Below are 26423 nucleotides of genomic sequence, written 5' to 3'. Positions count from 1 at the left end.
ACCGCTCAAGCACCCCTGCACTGACCGCTCAAGCACCCCTGCACTGACCGCTCAAGCACCTTGCGCTGACCGCCCGGGCACCCTTGCACTGACCGCCCGAGCACACCCTGCGGTGAGCGTCCCGGCACCCCCTGCGGTGAGCCGCCCGGCGCTCTGGGCTGACCGCTCGGGCACGGTGTGCTGACTGCTCAGGCACCGTGTCCTGCATGTTCAACTGCGGCATCCCCACTTGGCGCCGCGCCGGGGCCTTAGGTTACCCTTACCTAATTCACCAGAGATCAACGGGGGGTCCATGTGACGCGCGGCAAGGGCTGCGGCCACTGCCCGGGGAGCCACACCGGCGAGCGGCCGTGCCTGGCGAGCGCCACCGAGAAGGCGCGCTCCTGGCTGCTCGTCGAGCACCCCGGCCCATGGCCCGAGCGCGTCGAGGACCTCGCCCGTCCCGCACCGGTCGCCGAGGCCGTCCGGGCCGCGAAGCGGGCGGGCGTCCGGCCCCAGCTGATCCGCCGCGCCGGACGACGCCGCGCCACCCCGCCCCTCCAGGTCTACGCCGCGTTCTCGCGCGGCGGCGAGGTCTGGACCGAGGGACGCGAACTCGCCGACCCCGCCGAGCTGGCGTCGCTCGACCTGGACGCGCTCGCCGCCGGACTGTCGCCGGGCCTCGGGGAGCGGACACCGGAGCCGGTGTTCCTGGTCTGCACGCACGGGCGCCGCAACGCCTGCTGCGCCCGCACCGGGGCGCCGCTGGCCCGCGCGCTCACCGCGCGTTTCGTCGACCTGGTCTGGGAGACCACGCACGTCGGCGGCGACCGTTTCGCGGCCAACCTGGTGTGCCTCCCCCACGGGCTGTGCTACGGCAACCTCGGCGAGACGGACGCCGTCGCGGCGGCGAACGCCTACCTGCGGGGCGAGGTCGTCCTCGACCGGCTGCGCGGACGCGCCGGGACCTCCGAGCCGGCGCAGGCCGTCGAGCACTTCATCCGGGCGCGCACGGGCCGGCTCGGGCTGGCCGACGTGGCCGGCGTCGCCGTCCGGCCCGTCGCGGGAACATCCGGGTACGAGGCCGTTGTTGAAGTACGGGGAAGCCGTTACCACATCATCGTGGACGCCGTCCAGCAGTCCGCCCCTTGTGGGCCCGACTGCGAGGAGAACCTGAGAACCTACGTTGTTAGGGAACTCACCCTTCTCAACGAGGCGGCCCTCGTGTAATCTCTCTGAGGCCCCATTCGTGGGTCTCCCTGTCGCACGTCCCCAGGTTTCCGGAGTAACCGGACGGGGAACAGAGCGGCAACTCCAGACGTTGGAACATTCGGCGCTTCTGACTCATGTCACCCGAAGCATGTCGAGCGTCCATGTCCCGAAATTGTTCGAACCAATCAAGGTGGGTGTTCCATGGCTCAGGTACGTCGGCAGGCAAACCTCCCTCGTCCCAGCTGGGGCTGGCAGGACGCCGCGGCGTGCCGGGGGGAAGACCTCGTCCTCTTCTTCGGTCCCGACGGTGAGCGTCAGCCCGAGCGGGAGATCCGCGAGCGCAAGGCGAAGCAGATCTGCATGGGCTGCCCCGTCCGCACGGAGTGCCTGGACTACGCGGTTTCCAGGCCCGAGAAGTACGGCACGTGGGGCGGTCTGAACGAAGACGAGCGCGCGTCCGAGCGCCGTCGCCGGATGCGCCGCGCCAACGCCGCGTAGTCACCGGCAAGGCCCGTAAGCAGGCCGCCAGAACGCTCCCATCGCGAACCCCGGCACGCCACCGAGAAAACGTCACGGCCCCGCCCCGCGGGGCCGTTTGCGTTGCCCGGGCCCCGTTCCCCCGGACGGGGCCCGGCCGCTTCGTCACATGTGCGTCACATCTGCGTCACAACGGTCCCGACTTTCCGCCGAACCGCGCTTTTACCGCAACGCCTCCCCCGGCGTGGCCATTTCACAGAAACTCGCCACACCATTTTCCGCCGCCCGCCCTCGTCCGCCCCGCTCCCGTCCGGCGGCCCTCGTCGCCCGGCCCCTGTCCGGCGCGCTCACGTCCGGCGCGTCCGCGTCCGGCGCGTCCGCGTCCGGGGCGGGCTCAGGTCGCCTTCCTGGCCTTCGCCGCCCGGTCCAGCCAGGCGATCACGTCGTCGTCGGTGAGCTGGTCGAAGTCGCGGTACCACTGGCCGACCGCGCGGAACTCCCACGGCGCGGCCGGCACCACTAGGTCGTCCACCTCGGGCTCCAGGTCGCGGACGGTCTCCGCGGCGCCCACCGGCACCGCGAGCACCAGCCGGGACGGCCCCCGCTCGCGCAGCGCCCGGACGGCGGCGCGCGCCGTCCCGCCCGTGGCGAGGCCGTCGTCCACGACGATCACCGGCCGCCCGGACGTCTCGGGCAGCGGCCGCCCGCGCCGGTAGGCCGCCACCCTGCGGTCCAGCTCGGCGCGCTCCGCGGCCACCGTCGCGGCCAGGTCCTCCGGACGGAGCCCGAGCCGTTCCAGCAGGTCGCCGTCGAACACGGGCGAGCCGCCCTCGGCGATCGCCCCGACCCCGAGCTCCGGCTGCGGCGGGTATCCGATCTTGCGGGTCACCAGGACGTCCAGCGGGGACCCGAGCCGCCGCGCGATCTCGTACCCGACGGGGACGCCGCCCCGCGGCAGCGCGAGGACGGCGGCGCCGTCCAGCCCCAGCGGGACGAGCCGCTCGGCGAGCACCCGGCCCGCCTCCGTGCGGTCGGCGTAGGGGAGCCGGACGGTCTCGGTCCGCTGGACGTCGCCGCGGTCGCGTGCGGGTCTCTTCCAGGACATCGGCGCACCCCCTTCCGGGGTCACCCCTACCCACTCCCGCCGCCGTTACAGGCGCATATGGCGTCTCATACAGAGGTAAATGCCTGTATGGGAGCGCCTGCCGGCCGTCAGGCGCCGGTGAGCCAGCGCAGCGGGTTGTCGCGCAGGACGGCGTCGAGGGTCGCGTCGTCCGCGCCGGCGACGCGCAGCGCGGGCAGGAACGCGTCGAAGAGGTACCCGAAGCCCCCGCCGCCGTACCGGGTGATCTGCGTCATCCGGGACACGCCGGTGCTCAGCAGCACCTGCGACGCGTGCCCGGCCTCCAGCAGGTCCATGACGCAGCGGACGCGGGCGCCGATCGCCGCGTCGTCGTCCCCGGCGAGGCCGAGCGTGCCGAACGACACGTACGCGCCCGTCTCGGCGATCTTGCGGTGCTGGCCGGGGTCGTCCACCCGGTCCTGCTGGCCGACGGCGACGCGGCCCGGGGACAGCCCGGCCCCCGTGAGGATCTCCAGCTGGGCGAGACCGGCGCGGCCGTACGTCGCGACCGACAGCCCCGAGTAGCGGGCGGCCCGCGCGGCGGCGCGCAGGCACAGCTCCTCCGTCTCCGTCGGCGCCTCGCCCCACGTGCCGATCTCGCCGATGACGCCGGGCAGCGAGTTGGTCCCGTCCATGCCGAAGCCGACCTCGGCGAGCAGCCGCTCCGCGAGCCGCTCGACGCCCGACCGCCCGTCCGCGCCCTCGGCCGTCCCCACCGCCTCGCTCGCCTGCAGGGCCTCCCCGCCCTGCAGGGCCTCGCGGACGAACGACGGGTGGAACGGCTCGGTGAACACGCCCGTCCCGGCGACGACCGCGACCCGCGCCCCCGCGCTGATCCGGGCCAGCGCGGCGGCGTTGCGTCCCATGCCGGAGCACGTCAGGTCGACGACGAGGCCGAGGCCGTGCTCCCGGCGCAGCGCCGCGAGCTCCCGCTGGACGGACTTCTCCTCGTCCAGCCACCGGCCCGGGTCGGACTCCACGAGCCGCGGGCGCGCGGCCCAGCGCAGGTCCATCTGCAGGTGCTCGTGGGAGAGCACCGGCCCGGTGATCTCGGACGTCGCGATCGTGCCGGTCACGGTCCGGAGCCGGCCGGTGTCCTCTCGGGGGGTCATGTCAGGCGAGGCTACGACATGTTTGACCTTTTCAAGACCCTAATCGGCGCTGTTTTTACCTTCGTCCGGGGCGGCCGCGTCGTCTCCGTCGGTAGCCTCCGCGGCCTTGTCGGCCAGCTCCGCCCGCGCCCGCGCGGTGATCTCGCTCGGCCACAGCCGGTCGATCTCGGCGTTCAGCGTCGCCCCGATCAGCACCGCGAGCGCCGCGACGTACAGCCAGGCCAGCACCGCGATCGCGGCGGCGAGCGACCCGTACACCGACACGCCGCTCAGCGAGCCGGTGAGGTAGACCCGGAGCGTGATGCTGCCGATGATCCAGATAAGCAGCGCGAGCGCCGCGCCCGGCACGGCGCGCGACCAGGCCGTCCGCACCGGGACGCTGACGTGGTACAGGGTCGCGAGGAAGACGATCGACAGGCCCACGACGACCGGCCAGTACAGCAGCTGGACCGCCTCGGCGCTCTCCGGCAACGCCTCCCGCACCAGCGTGGGCCCGGCCACCAGCAGCGGGATGACGATCACCAGGACCAGCAGGCCGATGAGGTAGAGGAGGAACGCGCGCAGCCGGGTGCGGATCACGCCGCGGATGCCGGACATCCCGTAGGCGATGGTGATCGTGTCGACGTAGACGTTCGTGGCCCGCGAGCCCGCCCACAGCGAGATCAGGAAGCTGACCGAGACGATGTCCGGACGGCCGCCCTCGATCACCTCCTTGAGCAGCGGCTCGACGGTGTCGTCGACCGCGGGCCCGGTCAGCACCTGCTGGGCGTTCTCGATCACCCAGTTGCGCATGTCGTTCACGGTGTCCGGTCCGATCACGCCGCGCAGGTGGCCCATCGTGCCGATCAGCCCGATGACCAGCGGCGGCAGCGACAGCAGCGCGAAGAACGCGGCCTCGGCGGCTAGGCCGGTCACCCGGTAGCGGAACGCGCCGACCGCGGTGCCCTTGATCAGCGTCCAGCCGACCCGCCCGGACGCCCCCACCCCGCCGCGCACACGCGCGCGCAAGGGCGCGGGGGCGCGATCACGCTCCCCGTCCCGTCCACCGGAGTCCTGGTCGGCGGGGTCGGCGGGGTCGCCGGAATCGGGGACGGTGCGATCGCCGGAGTCCTGGGCGGTGCGGTCGCCGGAGTCCGGGACGGCGGGGCCGTCGGGGCCGGTCTCGGTCTCGGAGTCGGAGTCCCCGGCCGGGGAGACGCCCGCGGCGTCGGAGACGGTGGTCACACCGCCCCACCGTAGGCCGTTACGCGTCCGGAACATGCCGCATCGCCCATCCGAGTCTCCCGTGGGGGGCCGGCCCCCCACACACCCCGGTTCGCTCCGCTCATCTCGGTGATCCGCTCCGCGCGTCGCGTCCCGACCGTCCTTCCCGGCCCATCATCTCGCAGGCGCGTCTCAGGTTCCCCGCCCGTCTCCTGGTCCATACCCGCTTTGACGGCGCGGAACGTCCACCCGACCATGATCGTCTAGGCGCGGACCGGGCACCCGCCTCCATCGGCGACAATGGGAGGCGTGATCTGCGAGTCGTGCCGAGAGCGCCGCCACGAGGAGTGCCGCGGCGGGTCCTGGTGCGACTGCCAGCACCACCCGGGCCCGGCCGCACGCGCGGGCGGGCCTCCCGAAACCGCCGGAGAGACCGGCCCCGACCCCGGCGAGGACGCCGAGCCCCCGGTGAACTGGAGGCGGCAAGGATGACGCATCTCACCCGTCCCGGTGCCGGTCGTAACTGGACAGGCCGCGAGACGGCGTGTCAGAGTTCAGGTATGACTGCCGCGGACCCGTTGCTGGCCAAGCGCCGGCACGTCGACTTCCTCCGCGTTCGCAGCGCGATCTGTCGGTGACGCTCCGACCACGCCCCTGCTCAGCCGGGCGCGTGGTGCATCGGCGTCACCGTTGACTCCACCCAGCTCAGCGTCGAGCCGGCTGCCTCAGACTGCCGGTGCGCTACGCGTCCCTCACACCACAGATGAGGACGCGCGCCGTGCCACCCGCGATCAAGCGCAAGAAGGCCGAGGGCCAGTGGGCCCTCGGCTACCGTGAACCCCTCAACAAGAACGAGGAGAACAAGAAGAACGACGACGGCCTGAACGTCCGCCGCCGCATCATCGACATCTACTCCAAGGCCGGCTTCGACTCGATCGACCCCGCCGACCTGCGCGGCCGTTTCCGCTGGATGGGCCTGTACACGCAGCGCAAGCCCGGCATCGACGGCGGCAAGACCGGCGCCCTGGAGGACGAGGACCTCGAAGACCGCTACTTCATGATGCGGGTGCGGATCGACGGGGGCCAGCTGAGCGGCCCGCAGCTCCGCGCGATCGCCGACGTCTCCACCAGGTACGCGCGCGGCACCGCCGACATCACCGACCGGCAGAACGTCCAGTTGCACTGGGTGCGGATCGAGGACGTCCCGGCGATCTGGGAGGCGCTCGAAGCGGTCGGGCTGCACACGATGGAGGCGTGCGGCGACGTCCCGCGCGTCATCATCGGCTGCCCGCTCGCCGGGATCGCGGCCGACGAGGTCATCGATGCGACGCCGCAGCTCCGCGACATCCACGACAGGTACATCGGGTCCCCGGAGTTCTCCAACCTGCCGCGCAAGTACAAGACGGCGCTGTCGGGGTGCACGGCGCACTGCACCGTCCACGAGATCAACGACATCGCGTACGTCGGCGTCGTGAACGAGGCCGGTGAGACCGGGTACCAGGTGTTCGTCGGCGGCGGGCTGTCCACGAACCCGATGTTCGCCCAGAGCCTCGGCGTGTTCGTCAAGCCGGAGCAGGCCACCGAGGTGTGGCACGGCGTCACGTCGATCTTCCGCGACTACGGGTACCGGCGGCTGCGGAGCCGCGCCCGGCTGAAGTTCCTGATGAAGGACTGGGGCGCCGCGAAGTTCCGCGAGGTGCTGGAGAAGGAGTACCTCGGCTACGCGCTGCCGGACGGCCCCGAGCCCGCCGCCCCGCTCCCCCGCCGCGACCACGTCGGGATCCACCCGCAGCAGGACGGGAACTTCTACGTCGGGTTCGCGCCGCGCGTCGGCCGGGTCAGCGGCGAGATGCTGGGCGTCATCGGCGACCTCGCCGACCGGTACGGCTCCGGCCGGGTGCGGACGACCATCGAGCAGAAGATGGTGATCCTTGACGTCCCGGAGGAGCACACCGAGGCGCTCGCCGACGCGCTGGCGAAGCACGACCTGCAGGTGCGTCCGTCCACGTTCCGGCGGCAGACGATGGCGTGCACCGGCATCGAGTACTGCAAGCTCGCGATCACCGACACCAAGCAGCGGTCGATGGACCTGATCGACGAGCTGGAGAAGCGGCTCCCCGACTTCGAGCAGCCGCTCACCATCAACGTCAACGGCTGCCCGAACGCGTGCGCCCGCATCCAGGTCGCCGACATCGGCCTGAAGGGCCAGCTCGTCGTGGACGAGAACGGCGACCAGGTCGAGGGCTTCCAGATCCATCTCGGCGGGCAGCTCGGCGCGTCGTTCGGCAAGAAGGTCCGCGGGCTGAAGACCACGTCGGCCGGGCTGACCGACTACGTCGAGCGGATCGTCCGCAGGTACGACGCGCAGCGCGCCGACGGCGAGACGTTCGCCGACTGGGCGCGGCGCGCCGACGAGGCGGACCTCAAATGACGGCCGGCGGGGGCGAGCGCATGGCGCCGTTCTACTGCCCCTACTGCGGCGAGGAGAGCCTCGAACCCCGTGCGGAGCACGGGTCGTGGTTCTGCCCCGACTGCCTTCGTTCCTTCACGTTGAAGTTCCTCGGTGTCGGAGCTCCGCGCACCGCGAGCAAGGAGATCCCCCGATGACTCTTCTGGAGACCGACAGACCGACCCTCGACCTGGAAGACATCGTCGAATCGGCGGCCACCGCGCTGGACGGCGCGCCCACGCTGGAGGTCATCCGCTGGGCCGTCGCCACGTTCGGCGACCGCATCTGCCTCACGTCGTCCATGTCGGACGCGGCGCTGATCCACCTGGTGTCGAAGGTGAAGCCCGGCATCGACGTGCTGTTCGTCGACACCGGCTACCACTTCGCCGAGACGGTCGGGACCCGGGACGCGGTCGAGGCCGTCTACCCGGTGAACGTCATCAACGTCACGCCGTCCCGGACGGTGGAGGAGCAGGAGGCCGCGCTCGGCCCGCGGCTGTTCGGCCGCAACCCCGACCTGTGCTGCCACCTGCGCAAGGTGGAGCCGCTCGGCCGCGCGCTCGAGGGCTACATGGCGTGGTTCAGCGGCATCCGCCGCGACGAGACCGCGAGCCGCCGCGAGCGGAGGGTCGTCGAGTGGGACCGCAAGCGCGGCATGGTCAAGGTCAACCCGATCCTCGACTGGACGCAGAAGGAGATGGACGACTACATCGAGGACAACGGGGTGCTCGTCAACCCGCTGCACTACGACGGCTACCCGTCGATCGGCTGCGCGCCGTGCACGCGTCCGGTCGCGCCCGGCGAGGACCCGCGCAGCGGCCGCTGGGCCGGGCTGGGCAAGGTCGAATGCGGCATCCACCTGTGAACCTCGTGAACTCTGTGAACCTCGTGAACCCCGCGGGCCGGCCGATGGTGGCCGTGGCGCACGGCAGCCGGGACCCCCGCGCCGCCGAGACCGTCGCCCGCCTGCTCGACGCCGTCCGGGCCCGCCGCCCGGACGTGCCCGTGCACGCCTCGTTCCTGGACCACTCGGCGCCCGCGCCGGGCCGCCTCCTGGACGGCCTCGCCCGCGACGGCGTCGACGCCGCGGTCGTGCTGCCGCTGCTGCTCACGGCCGCGTACCACAGCAAGTCCGACATCCCGGGCGTGCTGAACCGGGTGCGCGGGCGGCACCCGCGGCTGAGCCTCCGCACCGCCGGCACGCTCGGCCCGCACCCCCTCCTGATGGACGCGCTGGAGCGCCGCCTCGCCGAGGCGGGCGTGGAGCCCGGCGACCCGGGCACGGCGGTCGTCCTGGTATCGGCGGGGTCCAGCGACGCGTCCGCCAACGCCACGATCGCGCGGCTGGCCCGGGAGTGGCGGTCGCGCGGCTGGCGCGACGTGGTCCCCGCTTACGCGTCGGCGGTCCGGCCGACTCCGGCCGAGGCGGTGGCGGCGCTGCTCGACGCGGGCGCTCCGCGGGTGGCGGTGGCGTCGTACTTCCTGGCGCCGGGCTACTTCGCCGACAAGGTCAGGGCGGAGTCGCTCGCGGCGGGCGCCGGCGCGGTGTCGTCCGTCCTCGGCGCGGCCCCGGAAGTCGCCGACCTGATCGTGCATCGCTACGACGAGGCCCTGGAAAGCTCCAGCACGCTCGCGGCGGTCTGACCCTGGGCGGACCCCGGGTCAGGTGCGGTCGCGCCACCAGGAGGCGATGGCGCGGCGGACGGGGGCGTGGTGCGCGTCGTCCACGATCTTCACGTCGCCCATCACGGCGTGCGCGGTGACGCGGACGACGGGGACGCGGGCGCCCGGCAGCGGGTCGCGGACGAAGACCTTCCGGTCGCCGAGGATGTTGCGGCCGGTCAGCTCCACGGTGACGCCGTCCGGCACGATGATCTTGACGTCGCCCATCACGGCGGTCGCGGTGATGCTGACCTCGCCGGTGGGTACCTGCGCGCCGCGCAGGTCGAGCTCGACGTCGCCCATCACCGAGACGGCCTCCAGCGGACCGTCGATGCGGCCGACGATGCGCTCCTTGCAGTCGCCCATGACCGCGCTGAACCTGCGCTTGACCTGGACCGGCGCGGGGGCGGCGCCCGGAGCGCCCATGCCGGGCAGGTCGGCGGTGATGTCCTCAAGGTCGCCGCGGGTGACGGCCGCGTAGGCGGCCTCGGTGCGCTCGGTCAGTTCCTCGAAGGTGAGCCGTCCCTCGACGGAGGCGATCCGCAGCCGCTCGACGACGGCCTCCCGCTCGTCGTCGGAGGCGCGGACCGCCTCGGGCGCGGGCGCCGGTTCGGGGACCGCGGCGACCGCGTCGAGGGGATCGACGGGCCGGTCGGGGTGCAGGTCCTGCCGCCCGTCCCGCGGGCGGCTCGGGGACGGCCGCTCCGGCTGCGGACTGGACTGACTCATGGTTCCGACGGTATGCCCCCGGTGACCCTGGGCAATCCGCCGCGCGGACGAGATCACCCCACCACTTCAGGAGGATGGACGCCGGACCAGCGTACCGGCATGATCAACTGTCGCCCGAACGCGGTTCTGTATCCTGCGTGACAGCGGCTCGAACGCGGGCATACGGGACGCGCAGGATCGGGACACGGGAGCGGCACGGTGACGCACGAGGTGGTCAATCAGGTTCCCCCGCTCGCCGGGCACGACGTGGCCGACGACGCCGTCCTGCTGGACGGGCTGGAGCGGGAGGGCGCCGGGTGGGCCGAGGCCGAGGTGCGCGAGCTCGGCCGGCTGGCGGGGACGGCGCGGGCCCAGGAGCAGGGACGTCTCGCGAACGAGCATCCGCCCGTCCTGCGCACCCACGACCGGTACGGGAACCGGATCGACGAGGTCGAGTTCCACCCGGCGTGGCACGAGCTGATGAACGTCGCGGTGACGCACGGGCTGCACGGCTCCGCGTGGACCGATCCACGGGAGGGTGCGCACGTCGCGCGGGCCGCCAAGTTCTACACGTGGCGGGTGGACGCGGGCCACGGCTGCCCCATCTCGATGACGTACGCGGCCGTCCCGGCGCTGCGGCGGTCGCCGGAGCTGGCCGCGCGTTACGAGCCGCTTCTGGCCAAGCGCGAGTACGACTTCGGCCTGCGCGCCCCGCTCACGAAGAACGCGCTGCTCGCCGGCATGTCGATGACGGAGAAGCAGGGCGGGTCGGACGTCCGCGCCAACACCACGCGGGCCGTGCCGCAGCCGGACGGGACGTACCGGCTCACCGGCCACAAGTGGTTCACCAGCGCCCCGATGTGCGATGTGTTCCTGACGCTCGCGCAGGCGCCGGACGGCCTCACCTGCTTCCTCGTCCCGCGCGTCCTGCCGGACGGCGCGCTGAACCCGCTGCGGCTGATGCGGCTCAAGGACAAGCTCGGCAACAGGTCCAACGCGTCCGCCGAGGTGGAGTACGAGAACGCGGCCGCGTGGCGGGTCGGGGACGAGGGCCGCGGGGTGCGCACCATCATCGAGATGGTGAACATGACCCGGCTCGACTGCGTGATCGGCGCGGCTTCCGGGATGCGGCACGGCGTGACCGTCGCCGCCCACCACACCGCGCATCGCAGTGCGTTCGGCAGATATCTGATCGACCAGCCGCTGATGCGCAACGTCCTCGCCGACCTCGCGGTCGAGTCGGAGGCGGCCACGATCACGATGCTGCGGCTCGCGGCCGCCACCGACCGGTCGGCGCGCGGCGACGAGTCCGAGGCCGCGTTCAGGCGGGTCGCGCTCGCCGCCGGCAAGTACTGGATCTGCAAGCGGTGGCCCGCGCACGCCGCCGAGGCGCTCGAATGCCTGGGCGGCAACGGCTACGTGGAGGAGTCCGCCATGCCGCGCCTCTTCCGCGAGTCGCCGCTGAACTCGATCTGGGAGGGCTCGGGCAACGTCGCCGCGCTGGACCTCCTCCGGGCCGTCGTGAAGGAGCCGCAGGCGCTGCCCGCGTTCTTCGCCGAGGTGGAGCTCGCCGCCGGGGCCGACCGGCGCCTGGACGCCGCCGTCCGGCAGGTCAAGGACTCCCTGCTCGACCTCGAGAGCGTGGAGGTGCGGGCCCGCCGGATCGCCGAGGGGCTGGCGCTCGTCCTGCAGGCGTCCTTGCTGGTCAGGCACGGTCACCCGGCGGTGGCGGACGCCTTCTGCTCCGCCCGCCTCGGCGGCGAGGGGGGCCACGCCTACGGCACCCTCCCCGCCGGCCTCGACTTCGACGCGATCATCGCTCGCGCCACCCCGAAGATCGGCTGACGCCCGCGCGGGCGCGCCCGCGGGGAGGCGGCTCAGTTGATCGAGGCGAGGTACTCGTAGCAGCTCGGCAGGTTCGCGACGAACTGGTCCGCGTCGGCGCGGATCCGGGCCAGCTCCTCGGTCGCCCGGCTCGGGTCGATCATCGCCAGCGCCGGACGCGCCCTGCTCGGCCGACGGCCGAGGCCCAGCAGCATCGTGTTCCACGAGTACGTCTCGAACCCGTGGTAGTGCGGGTAGATGGTCTCCTCGTCGAGCGGGAAGCTGGCGGCCGTCGCCAGCCGCTCCTGGAGGCCGTCCGGGATCGGGCGGACCTGCGCCTCCTTCCAGTAGGGGCCGTCGTCGCGCGCCGCGGCCCGGTAGTGGAGGACGAGGAACTCCTTGACGCCGTCGATGGCGCGGTTGATCCGCTGGTTGTACGCCGCGCGCAGCTGCGGGTCCCAGCGCTGGTCGGGGAAGTGCCGCACGAGCTGCTCGATCCCGTGCTGGATGAAGAAGATGCCGGTGGACTCCAGCGGCTCGACGAACCCGCTCGACAGGCCGACGGCGACGCAGTTGTTCACCCAGGACCGCTCGTTGCGGCCGATCCGCATCCGGATGTGGTTGGCGGGGAGGTCGTCCCGTCCCGGTGCGGCGTACTGGCGCAGCGCCGCCTCGGCCTCCTCCGGGGTGCAGAACTCGTCGGAGTAGACGTATCCGGTGCCGATCCGGCCGAACAGGGGGATGGTCCAGATCCATCCGGCGGGCATCGCCGTCGCGGTGGTGTAGGGCGCGATGCCCTCGCGCTCCTGGTCGTCCTTCGGCACCTGCAGGGCGACCGCCCGGTTGTTGGGCAGCACGTCCTGGAACGACTGGAACCGCTCGCCGAGCGTCTTGTTGATCAGCATGCCGCGGAAGCCGGTGCAGTCGATGAAGAGGTCGGCCGCCAGGTCGCCGTGCTCCCGGGTGGTGACGTGGGTGATCCAGCCCCGCTCGTCCTGGGCCACGTCGAGCACGTCGTCGCGGACGTGCCGGACGCCGCGCTCCACGCCGAACTTGGTGAGGAACAGCGCGAGCCGGGCCGCGTCGAAGTGGTAGGCGTACGGGAACTGGTCGCGCTGCTCCGCCAGCGTCGAGCGTCCGAGCGCGTGGTCGGCGTCGACGACGAAGAGTTCACCGTCCAGCTTCCGGGGCGAGCGCTGCGCCTCGCACAGCGCCGGCGTGATGAAGCACTGGCGGTCGAAGCCCTGGTCCTGCTCACCGATCCGCAGCCACCAGTTCGCCATGTCGAATCCGTCGGCGACCCGGAGGCGCTCGAACGGGTGGTAGAAGTGCTTGCCCGGCGCCGCCCAGTCCTGGAAGCGGATGCCCAGTTTGTAGCTCGCGCCGCATTGCGGCATCCAGACCCGCTCGTCCAGGCCCACGTACTCGAAGAAATGGCGGACCGTGCTGAAGGTGGCCTCTCCGACGCCGATGGTCGGAATGCGGTCGGACTCGACGACGGTGACCCGGAGCCGGTCTCCGAACGCCGCCTTCAGATAGGTGGCGCTCATCCATCCCGCCGTGCCGCCGCCGACCACAACTACGGATTCAATCATCGGCCACTCCCGCGATCGTCGTCGTTGGCCGGAACCAGTTGGATAGCGTCCGGATCCTCGAAAGGATTCGTCGCCGAACCGCTTCCAGCACTGGTTCGCAGACGCCATGTCCGGACGCCCCCGGCTGCTTTCGGAATGTCATCTTGGCGGAGGGGACCCGTGTGCGCAATGCGCCGCCGGGGCCGTACGACCTCGTCCGATACCAGGGAAGGCGAGCGGGAACGGTGTACAACCGCCGTTCTCGGAGCAGTTGAACACCAATTCCCGGCCGGGAAGTATGTATTTTGGCGGTGCATTCCATCACGCCGTCCGGCGGGTTATCCCTTTCCCCCGACAAGGCCGTCTGTCCGCCTGCGCGCGGCTGGGGAGCGTCAGCGAGCGGGTGAGCCCGAGGCTCGGCGGCGCAGGAGGCGGTCGAGCGTGACGGCGGCCAGGATGAGCAGGCCCTCGATCACCTGCTTGTAGGTGGGGTCCCAGCCGAGCAGGTTGAACCCGTTGGAGATGAGCGTCAGGATCAGCACGCCGACGAGGCAGCGCCACACCGCGCCCTCGCCGCCGAGGATGCTCGTCCCGCCGATGACGACCGCGGCGATCGCGGTCAGTTCGAGGAGGGAGCCGAGGCTCGCCTGGGCGGAGCCGGCGCGGGTCGTCATGACGAGGCCCGCCGTCCCCGCGCAGGCGCCGCTGACGGCGAACACGGCGACCCGGACGGGCGCGATCCTGATGCCCGACAGCCGCGCCGCCTCGGCGTTGCCGCCGACGGCGTAGACGGCCCGGCCGAACGTCGTCGCGGCGAGCAGCGTCCAGCAGGCGGCGGCGACGCCCGCGAGGACCAGCGTCGGGACGGTGACCCCGCCGAGCACGGTCGGCAGGCTCAGCGTCTGGAACGCGTCGAGCTGATCCGCGTGCGGGTAGACGATGGCGCCTCCGGTGATGACGACCGCGAGGCCCCGGTAGACGATGCTGAGCGCCAGCGTGGCGATGAAGGAGTGCACGCGCGACAGCGCGACGACGAGCCCGGTGACCGTGCCCATCAGCGCGCCGGTCGCGACGCCCGCCGCGTACCCGGCGGGCGTCCCGGCGGACTGGGTGACCAGGACGGCGACGACCGCGCTCACGGCCAGGACGGCGCTGACCGACAGGTCGAACACGCCGCACACGATGCACAGCGTCATGCCGCACGCCAGCAGTCCGACGACGACGGCCTGGTCGAGGACGTTGACCAGATTGCCCTTGGTGAGGAACGTGCCGGTCGACAACGACAGCGCGACGACCAGCCCGGCCAGGGCCACGACGATCCCGTGATCGCGAACCGCCGTGTATCTCACGGCCCTCGCCCGCACCGCCCGACCCCGCACCGCCCGCTCCCGAGCCGTTCGGCCCTTCGTCGTCCGGAGCTTCACCGCAGGCCCGCCGACGTCAGGACGTCCGCCGCGCTCGCGCCGCTCGGGAACTCGCCCGCGACGCGGCCGTCCCGCATCACCAGGACGCGGTGCGCGATGCCGAGCACCTCCTCGACCTCCGAGGACGCCATCAGCACCGCCACGCCCCCGGCGGCCAGGCCGGTGATCAGGCGGTGGATCTCGGCCTTGGCGGCGACGTCGACGCCGCGGGTCGGCTCGTCCACCAGCAGGATGCGCGGCGAGCGGACGAGCCACTTGCCGAACACCGACCGCTGCTGGTTGCCGCCGGACAGCGTCCAGGCGGGACGGTCGAGCCCCGCGCCGCGGATGCCGAGCGCGTCCGCCGCCTCCCCGACGGCGCGCCGTTCCGCGGGGCGCCGCACGAAGCCGAACCGGCGCCGATCGGGCAGGCTGGCCAGGGCGAGGTTCTCGGCGGCGGACCGGACGAGGACGAGCCCCTGCTCGGCGCGCGACTCCGGTACCAGCCCGGCGCCGAGGGCCATGGCGCGGGACGGCGTCCCGCCGGTGACGGGGCGGCCTGCGATCGTCACCTCGCCGCCGTCGGGGCGGTCGGCGCCGAAGACGAGCCGGAGCGTCTCCGTCCGGCCGCTGCCGACGAGCCCGGCCAGGCCGACGATCTCCCCCGCCCGGACGTCCAGGCTGACGCCGCGCACCGCGTTCCCGCGTGACAGCCGCCGCACGGCGAGCACCACGGGCGCGGCGTCCGGGACGGGTTCGGGCTCGGGGTAGCGCAGCTCGACGGGACGTCCGACCATGGCGCGCAGCAGGTCCGGAGGCGTCAGGCCGGCGGCGGGCGCGGTGGTGACGTGCCGCCCGTCCCGCAGGACGGTGACCGTGTCGCAGGACGCGAGGACCTCCTCCAGCCGGTGCGAGATGAGCACGATCGCGATGCCGTCGCGTTCGGCGAGGTCGCGGACCAGGCGGAGCAGGCGTCCCGCGGCGGGCCCCGGCAGCAGGGCCGTGGGCTCGTCGAGCGCGATCAGGCGCGCGCCGCGGGCCAGCGCGCGCAGGATCTCGATCCGCTGGCGGTGCACGAGCGGCAGGTCCCCGGCGCGGGCGGACGGGTCGAGCGCGAACCCCGTCCGGTCGAGGAGGGCGGCGAGGCGGCGGCGGTCGCCCGACGGATCGCGCAGGCCGCGGCGGCGGCCGGACGCGGCGCCGAGGAAGACGTTGTCGGCCACGCTGAGCCCGGGGACGATCGCGCCCTCCTGCGTGACCAGCGCGAGCCCGTGCCGCAGCGCGTCGCGCGGTGTCCGGACGGCGACGGGCTCCCCGTCCACGGCGACGCGCCCGGAGTCCGCCGGGACGGCCCCGCACAGGACGCGCGCCAGGGTGCTCTTCCCCGCCCCGTTCTCACCGACGACGCCGTGCACCCGCCCGCCGCGCAGGGTCAGCGAGACGTCGTGCAGGACGGTGATCCCGCCGTAGCTCTTGCCGATGCCGTCGAGCGCGACGTCCACGCCGCTACTCGTCGTACTCGCCGGTGATCCCGGACGAGACGATCAGGTCCTTGGTGAGCGTTCCCCCGTTCGGCGCGAGGGACGAGATCTCGGTCGACGCCGGGACGTCCTCGCCGCCCGCCTTCGCCAGCCCCAGCTCGGCGGCCTTCGCCCCGGCGGTCCGGACCGGCAGGTACGGGATCCCGAACCAGCGGCCCTCGCGGACGGCGGTCACCGCCTGCCGCGACGCGCCGTTGCCGACGTACAGGATGTCCTTGCCCTTCGCCACGCCCTCGGCGCCGAACAGCGCCTGCGACGACCCGATGACCACGTCGACGCCGGGGTGCGCCTGCAGCAGGTCCTGCATGGCCTTGCGGCCGGAGTCGCGCGTGTAGCCGCCCTCGATCTGCGCGACGACCTTCACGTCCTTGGTGCTCTTCAGCGCGTCGACGACCGCCTTCGTGCGCGCGTTGTCGAGCGGCAGCGTCTTCAGCCCCTCCAGGTAGGCGACCTCGCAGGGCTTGGCCTTGGCGGCCTGGCAGGCGCCGACGCCGAGGACGCCGAGCTGCTTGCCGTTCTGCACCGGGACGTCCACCAGCGAGACCGCGCCCGGCACCTGCGGCGCGGCGGTGTCGTAGCGCGTCCCGACGGGTGTGAACTGGACGACGACCGCGATGCCGCCCCGGACGGCCTGCCGCACGGCGGGCAGGACGGCGGTGCCGTCGTTGGCCTGCAGCACGAACACGCCGAAGCGCTTGGACGTGATCGCGTCCTGGAGCTGGCGGAGCTGCGTCTGCGCGTCGAAATTGGAATCGAAGAACTCCGCCTTCGCGCCCGATTTCGCCGCCTGTTCTTTCACGCCCTCGAAGGTCGCCTGGGTGAACGAGTTGGCCTTCGCGAACCCGAAGAACGCGATGCTCTTGGCGTCGCCTTTTCCGGACGAGCCCGAGCCGCCGTCGTCGTCCGGATCGGTGCACGCCGCTGCCAGGACGAGACCCGCCGCGATAACGGCGCCCAGTCTTTTCACGGCTTTCGCCCCACTCCCACGTAGAACCATTCCCCGCCGGGACGTTCCCGGTCGAGATCGTCGTCCGGCCGCCATTGGTTGACCACGGTGACGCCCGGTTCCAGCACCTCGAACCCGTCGAAGAACCTGGAGATCGCGGCGTGGCCGCGGTGGATCAGCGGGGCGGTGGCGCCGTCGTAGACCTCCCGGGCCGCCGCGCCCACCTCCGGGTGGGCGTCGTCGGTCAGGTGCGACACGATCAGGTGGCTGCCCGGGGCCATCCGCTCGGCGAACGTCCGGACGACGCCCCACGGGTCCTCGTCGTCGGTCAGGCAGTGCAGGACGGCGACGAACAGCACCGCGACCGGCTCGGAGAAGTCGATCATCCCCAGCACCTCGGGGTGCGCGAGGATCTCGCGCGGATTGCGGACGTCCTCCTGGACGACGGTCGTGGTCGCGTCGATGGCCTTGAGCGCACGGGCGTGGGCCAGCACGACGGGGTCGTAGTCGACGTAGACGACGCGCGCGCCGGGCGCCTCCCGCTGGGCGACCTCGTGCACGTTCTCCTGGGTGGGCAGGCCGGTGCCGAGGTCGAGGAACTGGGTGATGCCGTCCCGGGCGGCGAGCCGGACGGCGCGGCCGAGGAACCGCCGGTTGGCGACGCAGATGTCCCGGCTCGGCCCGAGCGCCATGATCTTCTCGGCGGCCTCCCGGTCGGCCGGGTAGTTGTCCTTGCCGCCCAGGTAGTAGTCGTACATACGGGCGGCGTTGGGAGTGTCCACGTCGAAGTCGTACGGCGGGAATTCCTCGTCCGTCACCAATGCCCCTTACACGACGTTTGTCAACTGACAAGCGCCGAGTATGGGCCGCGAAGATCGCGACGAGATAACTCCGCCATAACCACCAAGCGATGCCAAATTTCCGGCCGGGCAGATTCCCGGATTTCGGTCAGGGCTTACGGCCCACCGCGCCGTAGGCGTCGACCGTCGGGGCGTCGCCGTCCGGCCGCCACTCCGTGATCGGGACGAGCCCGGGCTCGACCAGCTCAAGGCCCTCGAAGCACCGCGCGAGCTGCCCGGGAGCGCGCAGGATGTAGGGGACGCCGCCGCTCTCGACGAGCTTCTCCGCGCCCTCGACGACCTCCGAGCCGGTGTCGGTCCCGTCCCACAGCACCAGATGGCTGCCGGACGGCGTCGCGTCCATCACCCGTCCGACGATGGCGCGCACCACGGACAGGTCGGGCTCGTAGCCGAGCACGCCCATGAACATGACCGCCGTCGGCTCGCCGAAGTCCACGACCTTCTCGGCCTCGGCGACGATCCGGGCCGGGTCGTGGTAGTCGGCGTGGACGTACGTGGTCGTGCCCTCCGCGGTGGTACTGCCGAGCAGCGCCCTGGCGTGCACCAGCACCAGCGGGTCGTTGTCGACGTAGACGATCCTGGACTCGGGCGCCACGCCCTGCGCGACCTCGTGGGTGTTCTGCATGGTCGGCAGCCCGGTCCCGATGTCGATGAACTGGCGGACGCCGCACTCGCCCGCGAGGAAGCGCACGGCGCGGATGAGGAACCGCCGCGACTGCCGCGCCATCGTGACGATCTGCGGATACACCTCGGCCACCGCGTCCCCGGCGGCGCGGTCGGACGCGTAGTTGTCCTTCCCGCCCATCCAGTAGTTCCAGATCCGGGCCGCGTGCGGGACGTCGGAGTGGACGGCGGCGGGCTCCACCGTGTCGCGGTCGGTCATGGAACTCCCTTTCCTCGCGGGGTGTGCCGATGGTCCTGTGGTCCTCACCGGTCGGCTCAACGTACTGGCCCGTCCCCCGCCCAGGCGGAAAGCGGCCGGTTCGCGCCGCTTTCGTAACGCCCCGCGCTGCGGAGGAGAAGCCACCGACACCGGAACGAGACGCGGGTGCGATCTCGTCCGGGCAGGCTGGGACGGCGACCAGTCCGTCCAGCGTCGGGAGGCCCGGGGTGTCGGTTCGACGGCTCGCCGCGCTCGGCGCGGCGCTGCTCGCGGTCGCCGTGCTCGCCGGGTGCACCGGCGGCGGGCCCGCCCCGCCGCAGCGGGCATGGTTCCGCGTCACCGTGCTGCCCGACGGGGACGCCTTGCTCGACCTGCACGCGGCCGGGCGGCTGCGGTCGGACGCCGACGTCCGCGCGCTGGCCCGGCGGCTGGGCGAGGTGTTCGCGCTCCCGGCCGCGGTCGTCGCGGTCGTCGCGGTCGTCGCGCCGGCCGGGCGGCAGGGCGACAACCTCGGCGTCGCGGGCCTGCTCGGCGGGACCGCGCTGAAGGTCGCCGCCGTCGCGCCGCTCGCCGCCGTGCCGCTCGGCCTGCCCGCCGCGATGCTGCTCGCCGCCGTGCTCGTCCGCCGCCTCGCCGAGCCCGACGTCCCCGCAGCCCACGAGGCCAGGCCGCGGGACACCGGCGTGTTCTGGTGACCCGCGGGGAATCGGGGCGATACCGAGGGTCGCCAGATCGTAAACTGAAGGTCATGTCCGACGGCCACTCCCCGTGCACCTGCGTCATCTGCAATGACTACGGTGACCGCGACCGCCTGGACAACTTCCAGCTCCGCACCATCGTGCACATCACCGAGTACGGGTGGAGCGTCGTCCTCGTCCATCCCGACGACGGGCCCGGCTGGGCGTACACGATCGGCCTGTGGCACAGCCACGGCGCGCCCGAGCTGGCCATGTTCGGCGGCGACGTCTACGAGATGGAGGAGTCGCTCAACACGCTCGGCCGGCAGACCGCCGAGGGGAAGATCCCGGCGGACGGCGACCGCCGCGACGGCGTCGTCCGCGGGCAGCCCGCGGCGTTCCGCGAGGTCGAGCCGCGCTGGTACGACGCGCTGTTCGGCGGGGCCGTGGCGTTCTACCGGCGCCCGCCGCTGCCGATGCTGCAGGTCGTCTGGCCCAACCCGGAGGGCCTGTTCCCCTGGCAGCCCGGCACCGACCTGCCGTTCCGCCACTCCCAGCCGTGGCTGTGGCTCACCCCGAAGCAGCATCCGCCCGGCGCCTGGACACGCCGGCTCTGACCGGCCCCGGCCACCGGGCCCGCCCGGGCCTACGATCGGCGGAGTGTACGGGCCGCTCGCGGAGCCGATCCGGACCCAGCGCCTCGTCCTGGAGCCGCTGGCCGTCCACCACGCCGACGAGCTGGCCCCCGTCCTGGACGACCCGCGCCTGCACCGCCACATCGGCGGCGAGCCCCTCACCCTGGCCGAGCTGCGCGCCCGCTACGAGCATCTCGTCGCCGGTCCCGCGCCGTTCCACCAGGAGTACTGGCTGAACTGGATCGTCCGGCGCGTCCGCGACGGGCAGGCGATCGGATACGTCCAGGCGACCATCACGCCCGCGCCGCCCGCATATGCCGTGGCGCCCGCGTCCGCCGGATCGACGGTCACGCCCGGCCCGCCGCGCCGCGTCGCGTCCGTGGCCTGGGTCGTCGGGATGCCGTACCAGGGGTTCGGGTTCGCCACCGAGGCCGCCCGCGCGCTGCTGGACTGGCTGCTCGCGCACGGCGTCCGGGACGTCGTCGCGACCGTCCACCCGGAGAACCGCCCGTCCGAGGCCGTCGCGGCCAAGCTCGGACTCCGGCCCACCCCCGAGACCACCGACGACGGCGAAACCGTCTGGCGCCTCCCCACGTGAGGTGGGTGGGGGTGGGGGGTGGAGGACGGTGGGTAGGCCAGAGTCGACGCGCCAGGACGGACCGGTCGAGGAGTTGGAGCGCATGCGGGAGGTCTGGCCCGGGGATCCCTATCCGCTGGGCGCCACCTGGGACGGCACGGGCACGAACTTCGCGCTGTTCTCCGAGGTGGCGTCCCGCGTCGAGCTGTGCCTGTTCGACGCCGGAGGACGCGAGACGCGGCGCACGCTCCCCGAGGTGGACGGGTTCGTCTGGCACGGCTACCTGCCCGGCGTCGGCCCCGGCCAGCGGTACGGGTACCGCGTGCACGGGCCGTTCGACCCGCGCGAGGGCCACCGCTGCAACCCGGCCAAGCTGCTGCTCGACCCCTACGGCAAGGCCGTCGACGGCGGCGTCCGCTGGCACGAGTCGCTGTTCTCGTACCGGTTCGCCGACCCGGACGCCCTGAACGAGGACGACAGCGCCCCCTACATGCCGAAGAACGTGGTGATCAACCCGTTCTTCGACTGGGCGGACGACCGGCCGCCGCGCGTCCCGTACCACGAGAGCGTCATCTACGAGGCGCACGTCAAGGGCCTGACGAGGCTGCACCCCGGCATCCCGGAGGAGCAGCGCGGGACGTACGCGGGCCTCGCGCACCCGGTGCTGGTCGACCATCTGCTCGACCTCGGCGTGACGGCCGTGGAGCTGATGCCGGTGCACCAGTCGGTCCCCGAGCACGCGCTGGTGGCGCGGGGCCTCGGCAACTACTGGGGCTACAACACGATCGGGTTCTTCGCGCCGCACGACGCGTACGGGTCGTCCGGGCGGTGCGGGGAGCAGGTGCTGGAGTTCAAGGCGATGGTCCGCGCCCTGCACGAGGCGGGCATCGAGGTCATCCTGGACGTCGTCTACAACCACACCGCCGAGGGCGACCACCTGGGCCCGACGCTGTCGTTCCGCGGCATCGACAACGCGTCCTACTACCGGCTGCGCGACGACGACAAGCGCTACCACCTCGACTACACCGGCTGCGGGAACTCGCTGAACGTCCGCAACCCGCACGCGCTTCAGCTGATCATGGATTCGCTGCGCTACTGGATCCTGGAGATGCACGTCGACGGTTTCCGGTTCGACCTGGCGTCCGCGCTGGCCCGCGAGCTGCACGACGTCGACCGGCTCTCGACGTTCTTCGACCTCGTCCAGCAGGACCCGGTGGTGTCGCAGGTCAAGCTGATCGCCGAGCCGTGGGACGTCGGCGAGGGCGGCTACCAGGTCGGCAACTTCCCGCCGCTGTGGACGGAGTGGAACGGCAAGTACCGCGACACCGTCCGCGACTTCTGGCGCGGCTCGTACGCGACGATGCCGGAGTTCGCGTCCCGGCTGACCGGCTCGTCCGACCTGTACGAGCACAGCGCGCGGCGGCCGTTCGCGTCCATCAACTTCGTGACGTGCCACGACGGGTTCACGCTGACCGACCTGGTCTCCTACGACCACAAGCACAACGACGCCAACGGCGAGAACAACCGGGACGGCACCGACGACAACCGCTCGTGGAACTGCGGCGTGGAGGGCCCGGCCCGCGACGCCGCCGTCCTCGACCTGCGCGCCCGGCAGCGCCGCAACTTCCTGGCGACGCTCTTCCTGTCGCAGGGCGTGCCGATGCTCTCCCACGGCGACGAGCTGGGCCGCACGCAGAGGGGCAACAACAACGCCTACTGCCAGGACAACGAGATCTCGTGGGTCCGCTGGGAGGGCGCCGACGACACGGAGTTCGTCCGGACCCTGTCGAGGCTGCGGCACGACCACCCGGTGTTCCGCCGCCGCCGCTTCTTCACCGGGACGGGCACCGGCGCGGCGGCCGACATCGCGTGGCTGACGCCCGCCGGGGAGAGCATGACCGACGAGGACTGGAACGTCGGGTTCGCCAAGTCCCTCGGCGTGTTCCTCAACGGCGACGCCATCACCGAACCCGACCCGCGGGGCCGCCGCGTCCGCGACGACTCGTTCCTCCTGCTGATCAACGCGGGCGCCGAGCCCGTCGAGTTCACTCTCCCCGGCGGCGAGTACGGCGAGCGCTGGGAGCTCGCCCTAGACACCGCCGAGCCCGGCACGCCCGGAACCGCCGAGCCCGGCACCACCGGATCCGGCACGGCCGGCGAACGGCCCCGCGTCAAGGCGCGCGACACCGTCACCCTCGCCGACCGCTCTCTGACCGTCCTGAAAAGGGTGGGCTAGGCCCCGGTGACCCCCATGGCGGTGAGGAAGACCAGGACGAACGTCGTGACGGCCACGCCGCCGTGGACGACCACGGCCGCGGCCGGGAACGCCTGCTCGGCGCCGCGGGCGTGCCGGCCGCCGCGCCCGACGAGCCATCGTGTGAACAGCATGAACCCCTGCGCGATGACGACCAGCAGCGCGGCGAACGCCCCCCAGGCGAACTCGGCGCGCGCGGTGGCCAGGTAGACGATCCACACGGCGAGCCCCGCGACGGCGGCGAGCGGGTGACCGACCACGATCAGGATCGGGAACCGCGTCACCTTCGTCGCGTGTCCCCCGTGCGTCATCCAGATGACCAGCAGATAGCCGCCCGCCAGGGCGGCGAGGATCCACGCTGCCAAAGCGGCGTACTCCACCCCCTGCTCCTTTCATGAAATTCTCATCCCCGTCCCCCGGGCCCAGTGTCGTCCTTTCACGGGCCCGCCATGACGGATTCGTACAGATTGGTGCACGGACCGTCATCCCGGCGGTCAACCAGGGCGTGCAGTAACTTGGGGCTGCCATGCGAGCCCTCACTTCCGACTCCGACTCCGACTCCGACTCCGACTCCGGCGACGTCGACCTCGTCGAGCGGTACGCCTATCCGCCCGGCGGCACCTGGCTGCGGGCCAACATGGTCGCCAGCCTGGACGGGGCCGCGCAGCGCGACGAGCGCAGCGGCGGCCTCGGCAACCCCGCCGACCAGCACCTGTTCCTGCTGCTGCGCGGGCTCGCCGACGTCGTCGTCGTCGGCGCCAACACGGTGCGGGCCGAGGGCTACGGGCCCGTCAGGCCGAGCGAGGGCTGGGACGGGGTCCGGGACGGGCGGCCGCCGGTCCCGCCGCTGGCGATCTGCTCCCGCTCCCTCGACCTGGACTTCGAGGCGCCGGTCTTCACCGAGGCCACGGCCAGGACGATCGTGCTGGCGCCCGCGACCGCCGACCCGGCGCGGCTGAAGACCGCGCGGGAGCGCGCCGACGTGATCGTCGCGGGCACGGACTCGATCGACTTCCCCGCCGCCGTCGCCGAGCTCGCGGCGCGCGGCCACCGGCGCCTCCTGTGCGAGGGCGGTCCGGGCGTCCTCGCGCAGGTGGTGGCGGCCGGGCTGCTGGACGAGCTGTGCCTCACCCTGAGCCCGCTGCTGCTCGGCGGGAGCCCGACGCGGATCCTGAACGGGCCGCCGGTGCCCGTCCCGCCGGAGCTGACCCTCGCCCACGCGCTGCAGGACGACGACTTCCTCTTCCTCCGCTACACCCGCAGCCGGTAGCCAGTTGGTGGCCGACTACGTCCGCAGGCGGTAGCGGACGAACAGGACGCCTTCGTCCAGGTAGAGGGCCGACGGGTCGAGCGGCACCTCGGCGTCCAGGCCGCCCAGGAGGCGGGTGTGGCGGGGGCTGCCGAGGAGCGTCGGTGCGATGTTCAGGCACAGCTCGTCGACGAGCGACGCGCGGATCAGCGCGGCGGCCAACGCCGGGCCCCCTTCGCAGAGGAGATGTTCGTGGCCATGGTCTTCGCGGAGCGTCCGGACGGCGGCGGGCAGGTCGACGTCGTCCTCGCCCTGGGCGACGACCTGGATCCGGCTCGGGACGCGGCGCCGGGCGGCGCGCGACGTGACGACGACCGTCGGTGTCTCGGCCTCGGTGAACAGCGGGAGCGTCCAGTCGAGGTCGGCGGAGCGGCTGACCACGACGATGGGCGCGGGCGGGCCGCCGCGGCGCGCGCGCAGATCGCGGCGTAGGCGGGCCGGGCCCAGGCGTCCTGTGCGGACCGTCCCGGCGCCCACGAGGATCGCGTCGGCGAGGGCTCGGAGCGTCCGGAAGACGCGGAAGTCGGCGTCGCCGCCGAGCGCGTCCGTCCAGCCGTCGGCGTCGGTGGCGGAGCCGTCCGCGCTCATCACCATGCCGAGCCGCAGCCCGGGCGCGTCGCCGTAGGCGTCGTACGGGTCGATGCCGTCGGCGGGTGGTCCGGGCAGCAGACGGCGCATGACCTGCAGGTTATCGGACGGCCTTTTCCGGCCCCCGCCTTGTCCTTTTGTCGGTCCGGGGGCGCACTATAGGGGGATGGACCTGCCGATCAGTCCGCCGCTGTCGCCCATGCTGGCCAAGGCGGTCAAGACCATGCCCAAGGGCGACCTGCTGTACGAGCCGAAGTGGGACGGCTTCCGCTGCATCGTGTTCCGCGACGGCGACGAGGTGGAGCTGTCCAGCCGGGGCGAGCGGCCGCTGACCCGGTACTTCCCCGAACTGGTCGAGGCGGTGAAGCGCGAGCTGCCCGAACGGTGCGTGGTCGACGGCGAGATCGTGCTGCCGAAGGGGACGCGCCTCGACTTCGAGGCCCTCCAGCAGCGCATCCATCCGGCCGCGTCGCGGGTCAAGCTGCTGTCGGAGGAGACTCCGGCTTCGTTCGTCGCGTTCGACCTGCTGGCGGTCGGCGACGAGTCGCTGATGGAGGTCCCGCTCGGCGAACGGCGACGGCGGCTCGTCGACACGCTGGCGGGGGCGGGCGCGCCGATCCACGTGACGCCCGCGTCCGACTCCTACGAGCTGGCGCTGCGCTGGTTCGACGAGTTCGAGGGCGCCGGTCTCGACGGCGTCATCGCCAAGCCGCGCGACGTCCCGTACGAGCCCGACAAGCGGGTGCTGTTCAAGGTCAAGCACGAGCGGACCGCCGACTGCGTCGTGGCGGGCTTCCGCTGGCACAAGTCCGGACCGATCGTGGGGTCGCTGCTGCTCGGCCTCTACAACGACAAGGGGCATCTCCAGCATGTGGGCGTGGCGGCGTCGTTCACGATGAAGCGCCGCGCCGAGCTGGTCGAGGAGCTCCAGCCGTACCGCTTGGAGGACCTCGCGGAGCATCCGTGGGCGGAGTGGGCGAGCCAGTCCGAGGCGACCGCCGACCGGATGCCGGGCGCCGTCTCCCGCTGGACGGGCAAGAAGGACCTGAGCTGGGTGCCGCTGCGTCCCGACCTGGTCGTGGAGGTCGCGTACGAGGCGATGGAGGGCGACCGGTTCCGGCACACCGCCCGCTTCCGCAACTGGCGCCCCGACCGCACGCCCGAGTCGTGCACCTACGAGCAGCTCGAAGTCCCGATCGCGTACGACCTGGCCGACATCTTCTCCGGCCAGGCGACGAGCCCGCGCGTCGACCGCTGACGCCTGGCGCCCCGACCGCTGATGGCCGGACGCCCCCGCCCGCGTCCGACGAGAACGACCCCGCACGCCCGCGCGAAGACGATCCCGGACGGACGCGCGCGGACGATGCCGGGCGGACGCCGTGGGGGACGAGATGTCGGGCGGCCGGGACGCTGGCATGCGTCCCGGC

25 protein-coding genes are annotated in these 26423 nt (G+C 72.6%); 13 read left to right on the top strand and 12 right to left on the bottom strand.

Features of this window, described 5'->3' with window-relative positions; genetic code table 11:
• The first annotated feature begins 294 nt into the window (after window positions 1-294).
• On the top strand, window positions 295-1209 hold the full coding sequence (locus ACH34T_RS36175; protein ID WP_396025484.1) for a sucrase ferredoxin: 915 nt from the start codon (window positions 295-297) through the stop codon (window positions 1207-1209).
• A gap of 183 nt (window positions 1210-1392) precedes the next feature.
• Entirely contained in the window at window positions 1393-1689 is a 297-nt protein-coding gene (locus ACH34T_RS36170; RefSeq protein ID WP_021600082.1) for a WhiB family transcriptional regulator, read from the top strand.
• A 373-nt stretch (window positions 1690-2062) separates the two neighbouring features.
• Here ACH34T_RS36170 and ACH34T_RS36165 read toward each other — a convergent pair whose 3' ends face one another.
• The 3 genes from ACH34T_RS36165 to ACH34T_RS36155 all read right to left on the bottom strand — a co-directional run bounded on the left by ACH34T_RS36165 (window position 2063) and on the right by ACH34T_RS36155 (window position 5127).
• Window positions 2063-2773, bottom strand: a complete 711-nt coding sequence (locus ACH34T_RS36165; protein WP_396025483.1) for a phosphoribosyltransferase — start codon at window positions 2771-2773, stop codon at window positions 2063-2065.
• 107 nt (window positions 2774-2880) lie between these two features.
• Window positions 2881-3903, bottom strand: a complete 1023-nt coding sequence (locus tag ACH34T_RS36160; RefSeq protein ID WP_396025482.1) for a phosphotriesterase — start codon at window positions 3901-3903, stop codon at window positions 2881-2883.
• Between the two features lie 39 nt (window positions 3904-3942).
• Complete coding sequence (locus tag ACH34T_RS36155; protein WP_396025481.1) at window positions 3943-5127, bottom strand: YihY/virulence factor BrkB family protein; 1185 nt, start codon at window positions 5125-5127, stop codon at window positions 3943-3945.
• Window positions 5128-5869: 742 nt separating this feature from the next.
• Between ACH34T_RS36155 and ACH34T_RS36150 the strand changes: the two genes are divergently transcribed.
• The 4 genes from ACH34T_RS36150 to ACH34T_RS36135 are packed head-to-tail and all read left to right on the top strand — an operon-like array spanning window position 5870 to window position 9199.
• Window positions 5870-7537, top strand: a complete 1668-nt coding sequence (locus ACH34T_RS36150; RefSeq protein ID WP_396025480.1) for a nitrite/sulfite reductase — start codon at window positions 5870-5872, stop codon at window positions 7535-7537.
• Entirely contained in the window at window positions 7534-7713 is a 180-nt protein-coding gene (locus ACH34T_RS36145; RefSeq protein WP_396025479.1) for an Insertion element protein, read from the top strand. Before ACH34T_RS36150 ends, ACH34T_RS36145 begins: the two co-directional genes overlap by 4 nt.
• Window positions 7710-8420, top strand: coding sequence for a phosphoadenylyl-sulfate reductase (locus ACH34T_RS36140; RefSeq protein WP_396025478.1), 711 nt, complete (start codon window positions 7710-7712; stop codon window positions 8418-8420). The genes ACH34T_RS36145 and ACH34T_RS36140 overlap by 4 nt, the downstream gene beginning before the upstream one ends.
• Window positions 8402-9199: a sirohydrochlorin chelatase gene (locus ACH34T_RS36135; RefSeq protein WP_396025477.1), complete on the top strand. Its 798-nt coding sequence runs from the start codon at window positions 8402-8404 to the stop codon at window positions 9197-9199. Before ACH34T_RS36140 ends, ACH34T_RS36135 begins: the two co-directional genes overlap by 19 nt.
• 18 nt (window positions 9200-9217) lie before the next feature.
• Here the strand turns inward: ACH34T_RS36135 and ACH34T_RS36130 are convergent, their stop codons facing one another.
• On the bottom strand, window positions 9218-9946 hold the full coding sequence (locus tag ACH34T_RS36130; RefSeq protein ID WP_396025476.1) for a DUF1707 domain-containing protein: 729 nt from the start codon (window positions 9944-9946) through the stop codon (window positions 9218-9220).
• Window positions 9947-10144: 198 nt separating this feature from the next.
• Here ACH34T_RS36130 and ACH34T_RS36125 point away from each other — a divergent pair, with 198 nt between their 5' ends.
• A complete protein-coding gene (locus ACH34T_RS36125) occupies window positions 10145-11770 on the top strand; it encodes an acyl-CoA dehydrogenase family protein (RefSeq protein ID WP_396025475.1) in 1626 nt (541 codons plus the stop codon).
• A 32-nt stretch (window positions 11771-11802) separates the two neighbouring features.
• Here the strand turns inward: ACH34T_RS36125 and ACH34T_RS36120 are convergent, their stop codons facing one another.
• The 6 genes from ACH34T_RS36120 to ACH34T_RS36095 all read right to left on the bottom strand — a co-directional run bounded on the left by ACH34T_RS36120 (window position 11803) and on the right by ACH34T_RS36095 (window position 18956).
• A complete protein-coding gene (locus ACH34T_RS36120) occupies window positions 11803-13344 on the bottom strand; it encodes a tryptophan halogenase family protein (RefSeq protein ID WP_396025474.1) in 1542 nt (513 codons plus the stop codon).
• A 371-nt stretch (window positions 13345-13715) separates the two neighbouring features.
• Window positions 13716-14672: an ABC transporter permease gene (locus ACH34T_RS36115; protein WP_396025473.1), complete on the bottom strand. Its 957-nt coding sequence runs from the start codon at window positions 14670-14672 to the stop codon at window positions 13716-13718.
• 71 nt (window positions 14673-14743) lie between these two features.
• Window positions 14744-16228 (bottom strand): sugar ABC transporter ATP-binding protein, encoded by a 1485-nt coding sequence (locus ACH34T_RS36110; protein WP_396025472.1) that lies wholly within the window; start codon window positions 16226-16228, stop codon window positions 14744-14746.
• A gap of 4 nt (window positions 16229-16232) precedes the next feature.
• Window positions 16233-17234: a sugar ABC transporter substrate-binding protein gene (locus ACH34T_RS36105; protein WP_396025471.1), complete on the bottom strand. Its 1002-nt coding sequence runs from the start codon at window positions 17232-17234 to the stop codon at window positions 16233-16235.
• Window positions 17231-18031: an SAM-dependent methyltransferase gene (locus tag ACH34T_RS36100; protein WP_396025470.1), complete on the bottom strand. Its 801-nt coding sequence runs from the start codon at window positions 18029-18031 to the stop codon at window positions 17231-17233. The genes ACH34T_RS36105 and ACH34T_RS36100 overlap by 4 nt, the downstream gene beginning before the upstream one ends.
• 130 nt (window positions 18032-18161) lie before the next feature.
• Complete coding sequence (locus ACH34T_RS36095) at window positions 18162-18956, bottom strand: SAM-dependent methyltransferase (protein WP_396025469.1); 795 nt, start codon at window positions 18954-18956, stop codon at window positions 18162-18164.
• 227 nt (window positions 18957-19183) lie between these two features.
• Between ACH34T_RS36095 and ACH34T_RS36090 the strand changes: the two genes are divergently transcribed.
• The 4 genes from ACH34T_RS36090 to glgX all read left to right on the top strand — a co-directional run bounded on the left by ACH34T_RS36090 (window position 19184) and on the right by glgX (window position 23081).
• Window positions 19184-19651: a hypothetical protein gene (locus tag ACH34T_RS36090; protein ID WP_396025468.1), complete on the top strand. Its 468-nt coding sequence runs from the start codon at window positions 19184-19186 to the stop codon at window positions 19649-19651.
• 53 nt (window positions 19652-19704) lie between these two features.
• The gene (locus ACH34T_RS36085) at window positions 19705-20250 is read left to right on the top strand and encodes a DUF4262 domain-containing protein (protein WP_396025467.1); all 546 of its coding nucleotides are present in this window, start codon (window positions 19705-19707) and stop codon (window positions 20248-20250) included.
• 43 nt (window positions 20251-20293) lie between these two features.
• Window positions 20294-20866, top strand: coding sequence for a GNAT family N-acetyltransferase (locus tag ACH34T_RS36080; protein WP_396025466.1), 573 nt, complete (start codon window positions 20294-20296; stop codon window positions 20864-20866).
• 82 nt (window positions 20867-20948) lie between these two features.
• On the top strand, window positions 20949-23081 hold the full coding sequence (glgX, locus tag ACH34T_RS36075; protein ID WP_396025465.1) for a glycogen debranching protein GlgX: 2133 nt from the start codon (window positions 20949-20951) through the stop codon (window positions 23079-23081).
• Here glgX and ACH34T_RS36070 read toward each other — a convergent pair.
• The gene (locus ACH34T_RS36070; protein ID WP_396025464.1) at window positions 23078-23479 is read right to left on the bottom strand and encodes a hypothetical protein; all 402 of its coding nucleotides are present in this window, start codon (window positions 23477-23479) and stop codon (window positions 23078-23080) included. The genes glgX and ACH34T_RS36070 overlap by 4 nt on opposite strands.
• Window positions 23480-23625: 146 nt before the next feature.
• Here ACH34T_RS36070 and ACH34T_RS36065 point away from each other — a divergent pair, with 146 nt between their 5' ends.
• Window positions 23626-24369, top strand: coding sequence for a pyrimidine reductase family protein (locus ACH34T_RS36065; RefSeq protein WP_396025463.1), 744 nt, complete (start codon window positions 23626-23628; stop codon window positions 24367-24369).
• 15 nt (window positions 24370-24384) lie between these two features.
• Here the strand turns inward: ACH34T_RS36065 and ACH34T_RS36060 are convergent, their stop codons facing one another.
• A complete protein-coding gene (locus ACH34T_RS36060) occupies window positions 24385-25086 on the bottom strand; it encodes a dihydrofolate reductase family protein (RefSeq protein ID WP_396025462.1) in 702 nt (233 codons plus the stop codon).
• Window positions 25087-25162: 76 nt separating this feature from the next.
• On the opposite strand from ACH34T_RS36060, the gene ACH34T_RS36055 reads away from it, so the two are divergent.
• The gene (locus ACH34T_RS36055; protein ID WP_396025461.1) at window positions 25163-26254 is read left to right on the top strand and encodes an ATP-dependent DNA ligase; all 1092 of its coding nucleotides are present in this window, start codon (window positions 25163-25165) and stop codon (window positions 26252-26254) included.
• Window positions 26255-26423 lie beyond the last annotated feature (169 nt).

Origin of the sequence: Actinomadura sp. 9N215 (assembly GCF_044326345.1) — a bacterium.
Classification (GTDB): Bacteria; Actinomycetota; Actinomycetes; order Streptosporangiales; family Streptosporangiaceae; genus Spirillospora.
Note: the sequence above shows the minus strand (reverse complement) of the source record. Positions and strands in the feature narration are given on the sequence as shown.